This window comes from Kitasatospora sp. MY 5-36, assembly GCF_001182915.1.
Classification (GTDB): Bacteria; Actinomycetota; Actinomycetes; order Streptomycetales; family Streptomycetaceae; genus Kitasatospora.
In genome coordinates this window covers 1-6,123 of sequence record NZ_LFVW01000221.1, presented here as the reverse complement: position 1 = coordinate 6,123, position 6,123 = coordinate 1, and the positions used below count along the sequence as shown (strand labels likewise).

Genomic DNA, 6,123 nt, shown 5'->3' with positions numbered 1-6,123 from the left:
CGGCGAGGTGCGTGCTCCGGCGTCGCGCGCCCGGCGTGATCCGAAAGAGAGGGCCTAGACTGACCGGACCCCGTCGCCGAGTCGGCAAGGATGACGCATGATCAGGCGCCGTTCACTGCTCGCCCTCACGGGCCTGGGCGGGACCGCCGCCCTGCTGCCCGCCGCGCCCGCCCTCGCCGCGCCGGTCGCTCCGACCGCCCCGCCGCGCACCATCGACCTGCCCGCGCCCACCGTCGGCCGGCCGGTCGGCACCGTCAGCCTGCACCTGGTCGACCACGACCGGCTCGACCCCTTCGCGCCCACGCCCGGCCCGCGCGAGCTGATGGTGCAGCTCTGGTACCCGGCGCGCGGCACCGCCGGCCGGCCCCTCGCGCCGTACACCACCCCCCGGGTCGCGGCCGTGATCGAACAGGCCCTGCCGCTGGACCCGGGCACCCTCGGCCTGGTCCGCCCCACCGCCCGCGCCGGCGCGCCCGCCCACCCCGGCCCGCTCCCCCTGCTGCTGCTCGGCCACGGCCGCAAGGGCGGGCGCAGCAACTGCACCGCGCTGGCCGAGGAGTTGGCCGCGCACGGCTACCTCGTCGCGGCTCTCGACCACACCTACGACGCCGCCGCCGTCGAGTTCCCGGACGGCCGGCTGGTGCGCAGCGTCCTGTCGGAGGAGCCGCCGGACTGGGACGCCGCCGAGCGCGAGGAGATCGCCGCGCGGGTCGGCGACCTGCGCTTCGTCACCGGCCGACTGACCAGCGGCCTACTGCCGTTCCGGGTCGACGAGGCGCGGATCGGCGTGCTCGGCCACTCCATGGGCGGAGCCGCGGCCGCCGAGGCGCTGCGCCAGGACCCGCGCTTCCGGATCGGCCTCGACCTGGACGGCGGCCTGTTCGGCTCCCCCGTCCCGGAGCTCGGGCTGGACCGGCCGTTCCTGCTGCTCACCTCGCTCGACGACCACGACACCTGGCGGCGCTGGCGCGAGCACCACCACGCCTGGGGGCGCCAACTGCGCACCCTGGGCGCGGGCCACTTCAGCTTCACCGACCTGCCGCACGCCGCCGTCCCCGGCAACCTCCCGGGCCACCTGCCCCCCGAGCTCTACGCCGCCCTGCTCGGCACCATCGCGCCCGCCCGCGCCACCGCACTCACCCGCACCTACGTCCGGGCCTTCGCCGACCACTTCCTCCGCGACCGCCCCGCCCCGCTCCTCGACGCCCCGTCCCCGCGCCACCCGGAGATCGAGTTCCGCTGGAGCCGCCGGTAGGCGTCCGACGCCTCAGGTGGCCGCCGGGTCGCGGCCGAAGAAGGCGGCGAGCCGGTCGTACGCCGGGGCGTCCTCGGGGACGTCGACGGCGGGCCCGAAGGCGTGCCGCTCCTCCTCGGCGCCCCGGTACCCGGGTTTGAGCGCGCCGGTCGCCCAGGCGAGCGCGGCGAGCGCGACCTCGTGGTCCAGGCCCTCGGTGGACTGGCCGGTGGCATGAGCCAAGTCCCAGCCGTGGACGGCGAATTCGGTGGTCTGCTGGTCCACCGGGAAGCGGGCCGGGAGGGTGCCGACGCCGGGGACCTCCAGGGTGCCGCCGAGGTCGCCGGCCGCGCGCCAGGCGTCGACCAGCTCCTCCGCCCCGGCCTCGAAGGCGTGCAGCCAGTCCTCCTCGACCCGTTCGAAGGGCTGCGACCAGTCCGGCTGCCCGCCCTTCGCCCGGACGGTGAACTGCCGCAGGTCGTGCAGGAGGTGGCTGACCAGGTCGCCGACGTCCCAGGAGCGGCAGGGCGTCGGGTGGCCGGCCAGCTCGACGCCGGTGCCGTCGATCAGCCCGGCGGTCTGCGCGAGCGCCCGGGCGAGCAGCCCGATCGGGTCTTCCGCTGCGGTCATGGCACACCTCTCGGTACGGGTCCCGGTCCGGGAGCACGGGTCGTGCCGGGCGATCGTAAGCGCGTGCGCCGACAACCGCCCGGCGCGACACCGGGCCCGCCGCCGCCCGGGGCGCGCCCCGCGGATCCCTGCCGGGCCTGCGGGACACGCCCCGGGGGCCTGCCGTCGAACCCGCGTCAGGCGGCGAAGCCGCCGTCCACCGCCAGCTCGGCGCCGGTGACGTACCGGCCGCCCTCGCCGACCAGGTAGGAGACCGCGGCGGCGACCTCCGCGCCGGTGCCGAAGCGGCCGAGCGCGGTGAGCTCGCGCTGGCCCTCCGCCGCGGGGCCGCCGGCCGGGTTCATGTCGGTGTCGATCGGCCCGGGGTGGACCAGGTTGGCGGTGATCCCGCGCGGCCCGAGCTCCCGGGCCAGCGCCTTGGTCAGGCCGATCAGCGCGGCCTTGCTGGTCCCGTACAGCGTGGCGCCGGGGAAGGCGACGCGCTGGGCTATGCAGCTGCCGAGGTTGACGATCCGCCCGCCCTCGGTCAGGTGCGCGGAGGCCGCCCGGGCGTACAGGAAGGGTGCCCGGACGTTCACCTCCAGGACCCGGTCGACGTCCTCCAGCGTGAGGTCGCCGATCGGGCCGAGGACGCCGACGCCCGCGTTGTTCACCAGGACGTCCAGCCTCCCGAACCGCTCGACGACGGCCTCGACCACGCCCCGCACCGCCTCCGGGTCGGCGCTGTCCGCCCGTACGGCCCAGCCGGTCCGCCCCATCGCGGTGATCTTCGCGGCGACCTCCTCGGCCCGCTCCGCGCCGCCCTGGTAGGTCAGCACCACATGGGCGCCGTCCTCGGCCAGCCGCAGGGCGACCGCCGCCCCGATCCCCCGGCTGCCGCCGGTCACCAGGGCCACCTTGCCGTCGAGGCTGTCGAGCACTGCCGCACCGTTCATCGTCATATCTCCAGAACTCCTCGTTCCGATCTCGGACATGACTCGATCCTGGCCCGGGGCCCTCCAAACCTCCGGCGGTATTCGGACGTTGCGTTCAACGTTCAACCAAGTCGCGACGCGCTCCCGTGCCCCGGCGTGTGCGCCGACCACCGGTGGTGCGGTCCGACCGCCGGCCGCCCGGCCCGGGACCCCCCGGGAACGGACCGCGAACGCGCCGGGACCGGCCGAGCGGCCGCCCTGATGGGGGCGGCCGCTCGGGCGGTCGGACAGCCGTCAGTCGGTCAGACGGTCAGCGTCTGGCCCGGGAAGATCAGGTCCGGGTCGGCGCCGATGGTGCGCAGGTTCTTCTGGTACAGGCTGTCCGTGTCGGTGCCGAACTTGGCCGCGATGTCGCTCAGGGTGTCACCGCTCCTGACGGTGTAGCCGCCCGCGGCGGTGTTCTTCGGCGCGACCGGCGCGGACTGCGCCGGCTTGGCCGAGGGCTGCCCCTTGGGCGCCTGCTGCGCGGCCGCCGGCTTGGCGGCGGGCTTGGCCGCGGGCTTGGCGGCCTTCGTGGCCGGCTTCGCGGCGGGCTTGGCCGCCTTGGCCGCCGTGCCGCCCGAGGTGTCGGCGACGGCCGGGGCGCCGCCCTTGCCCAGGCCCGCCCTCTGCGAGCAGACGGGCCAGGCGCCCGCGCCCTGCGAGGCGAGGACCTTCTCCGCGACGGCGATCTGCTGCGCCTTGGTCGCCTTGTTGGCCTGGGAGGCGTACGCGGTCCCGCCGTACGCGGCCCAGGTGGACGGGCTGAACTGCAGTCCTCCGTGGAAGCCGTTGCCGGTGCTGGTGCTCCAGTTCCCGCCGCTCTCGCACTGGGCGACGGCGTCCCAGGTGGAGACGGAGGCGGCGGAGGCCGAGGTGGCCGTGACGAGGCCGGCCACCGGCAGGGCCGCGACGGCGGCGCCCGCGAGGACCGCCATCCGCACGCGGTGGCGCTTGGTGGTGGCGGTGGTGTCGGTGGCAGCGGCGGTCTCGTGACGGGGATTCATACAGTTCCTCTCGACAAGTCCCGGGTGGGCATGCGGAACCAGGCCCGGGACATGGGCCGGCAGTCTTTCGCTCACCTCACTCGACGGGCGGCCGGACACGTGTCGGACGTGTCGTGCCGCCCCGGTCACCTCCGCACGCCGACGGCCTGTTCGAGCCGGTCTCGTCGGCGGGCACCGCCCTCACGCCGCGGGTCAGTCGGCGGGCAGTGCGTCGGGGTGAACCCGGGTGGCGCTCGTTGCGCCGCCAATGAAGCTAGGGGGCATCACCCGGACGCAGCAAGCAATTCTTCGACGTCGCAGGTCAGTTGACTGTTACCGGCGGTACGGGGCAAAAAATCATGCCCGATTTGACCATTTTTGACCAGATTTCCAAGATCAAACGGTCAAATTCCGTGCCCTCACTCACACCTGTCCGCCCGAGAAAGCCGTCACACCATCCACGCGGAGGAACCGTCAGCTGACGCACCGTCACCACCGCACCCGGAGTTCCCGGTTCCGCACCGCCGTCGAGTGGCATCCGTCACGTCCAACACGTACAGCGACCGCGCGAACACCTTCAGCGACGGCCGTCGAGCTCCGCGTCCCGCGCCAACAGCGCCGCCTGGACCCGGTTGTCGCAGCCCAGCTTGGCCAGGATCCGGCTGACGTAGGTCTTCACCGTCGCCTCGCTCATGTGGATCCGCGCCCCCGCGTCGGCGTTGGACAGACCCTCTCCGAGCAGGGCCAACACCTCCAGCTCGCGCGGGGTGAGCACCTCCAGCCGACGCCGCGCCGCGACGGCGCGGGCGGCCAGCGAGGCGCTGCGCCCGGAGGCCAGCGAGTCGACGATGTGCCGGGTCGCGGCCGGCGAGAGGAAGGCGTTCCCGCCCGCCGCCGCCCGGACGGCCTGGATCAGCTCGTGCGGTGCGGTGTCCTTGAGCAGGAAGCCGGCACCGCCCTCGGTCACGGCGCGCAGGACGTTCTCGCGCTCCCCGAAGGTGGTGAGGATCAGCGCCCGCGCGCCGGGGGCGACCTTCGCCAGTTCCCCGAGCGCCGTCAGCCCGTCCATCACCGGCATCTGGATGTCCAGCAGCACCACGTCCACCCGGTGCGCCCGCGCGAGCTCCAGCGCCTCCCGCCCGTCGGCGGCCTCCGCGACCACCTCGATGTCCTCGGCGGAACCGAGGATCATCCTGATTCCGGCCCGGATCAGCGGCTCGTCGTCGGCGACGAGGACTCGGATCACGCTGGTCATTCCCCTCGAACGGTGCTGTGGGCTGCGGCACCATCCTCACATCCCGGCAGGACCGTTCCGAACCACCCCGATCCGGACCACCGTGATCCGAAACCGGCCCGGCCCGCCCGGCCGGGGCACCCGCCCGCGCACGGGGGCACTCAACCGCTGATCACGTACTCCTGTTTCTCCACCAGTGCCCCGTCCCGGAAGCAGAATCGCGCCACGTGCTCCTCGTTCCAGCCGGCGCCGGGCGCCCCGTTCAGGGCGAACCAGCGGCAGTGCGCGCCCTCCGGGATCTCGGGCCCTGTCCCCTTATACGTGTCGGTGATGAAGTCGTTGCCGCGCGGCAGCGTCTGCAGCACCTCGGACTCGGCGGTGCCCACCCTGATCTGGTCGTACATCGGCTGCTGCACGGTCGCGTCGTTGGTGCCCTTGACGAAGGCGACCACGCCCCAGACCGCCAGGCCGAGCACGGTCACCGCGATCGCGACCACCCCGAGGGCGCAGCCCATCGCCGGACTGCGCCGCTTGCGCTCCGGCTCCTCGACGGGCGGCAGGCCGTCCAGCATCCAGTCCTCGGCCCCGTCCGCCGCCGCGTCCTGCTCCTCCCCTTCATAGGGGAGCACCGCCGCCAGCCGGAAGCCCTGCTCCGGCGTGGGCCCGGCGTGCACCATGCCGCCGACCAACCGGGCGCGCTCCCGCAGGCCGGTCAGCCCCTGACCGCCGCTGACGGCCGCGCCCACCCCGACGCGTGCCCCCACGAGCTCCGGCGCGCGGGCGTTGGTGACCTCCACCACCAGCGCGTCCGGCTCGTACCGCAGCGCGACGCCGATCGGCGCGCCGGGGGCGTGCTTGTGCGCGTTGGTGAGCGCCTCCTGCACGATCCGGTACGCCGCGTGGTCGACGGCGGCCGCCAGCGGACGCCGCTCCCCCTCCACGGTCAGGTCGATCCCGGCCCCCGCCGCCCGGGAGGACTCCACCAGCCCCTCGATCCCGTCCACCCCGCCCCGGGCCGGCGCCCCGGCACCCGCCCCGGTGGCCGCCGACCCGGCGGTGGGCACCCCGGCGGCCGCCGGGGCGGTG

At 74.8% G+C, this 6,123-nt stretch carries 6 protein-coding genes; 1 reads left to right on the top strand and 5 read right to left on the bottom strand.

Features of this window, described 5'->3' with window-relative positions:
* Positions 1 to 97: 97 nt before the first annotated feature.
* On the top strand, positions 98 to 1,255 hold the full coding sequence (locus AE652_RS16415) for a hypothetical protein (RefSeq protein ID WP_049652128.1): 1,158 nt from the start codon (positions 98 to 100) through the stop codon (positions 1,253 to 1,255).
* A 12-nt stretch (positions 1,256 to 1,267) separates the two neighbouring features.
* Here the strand turns inward: AE652_RS16415 and AE652_RS16410 are convergent, their stop codons facing one another.
* The 5 genes from AE652_RS16410 to AE652_RS16390 form a co-directional block, all read right to left on the bottom strand.
* Complete coding sequence (locus AE652_RS16410; protein ID WP_049652127.1) at positions 1,268 to 1,864, bottom strand: TIGR03086 family metal-binding protein; 597 nt, start codon at positions 1,862 to 1,864, stop codon at positions 1,268 to 1,270.
* Positions 1,865 to 2,040: 176 nt separating this feature from the next.
* The gene (locus AE652_RS16405; RefSeq protein WP_198959499.1) at positions 2,041 to 2,805 is read right to left on the bottom strand and encodes an SDR family NAD(P)-dependent oxidoreductase; all 765 of its coding nucleotides are present in this window, start codon (positions 2,803 to 2,805) and stop codon (positions 2,041 to 2,043) included.
* Positions 2,806 to 3,080: 275 nt separating this feature from the next.
* Positions 3,081 to 3,824 carry a transglycosylase family protein gene (locus AE652_RS16400; protein WP_082345761.1) on the bottom strand — a complete coding sequence of 248 codons (744 nt, stop codon included), beginning with the start codon at positions 3,822 to 3,824 and terminating at the stop codon, positions 3,081 to 3,083.
* 556 nt (positions 3,825 to 4,380) lie between these two features.
* Positions 4,381 to 5,049 (bottom strand): response regulator transcription factor, encoded by a 669-nt coding sequence (locus tag AE652_RS16395; protein ID WP_049652130.1) that lies wholly within the window; start codon positions 5,047 to 5,049, stop codon positions 4,381 to 4,383.
* A 149-nt stretch (positions 5,050 to 5,198) separates the two neighbouring features.
* Positions 5,199 to 6,123, bottom strand: a 925-nt coding sequence (locus AE652_RS16390; protein WP_369808299.1) for a sensor histidine kinase, incomplete at its 5' end; no start/stop codon positions are given.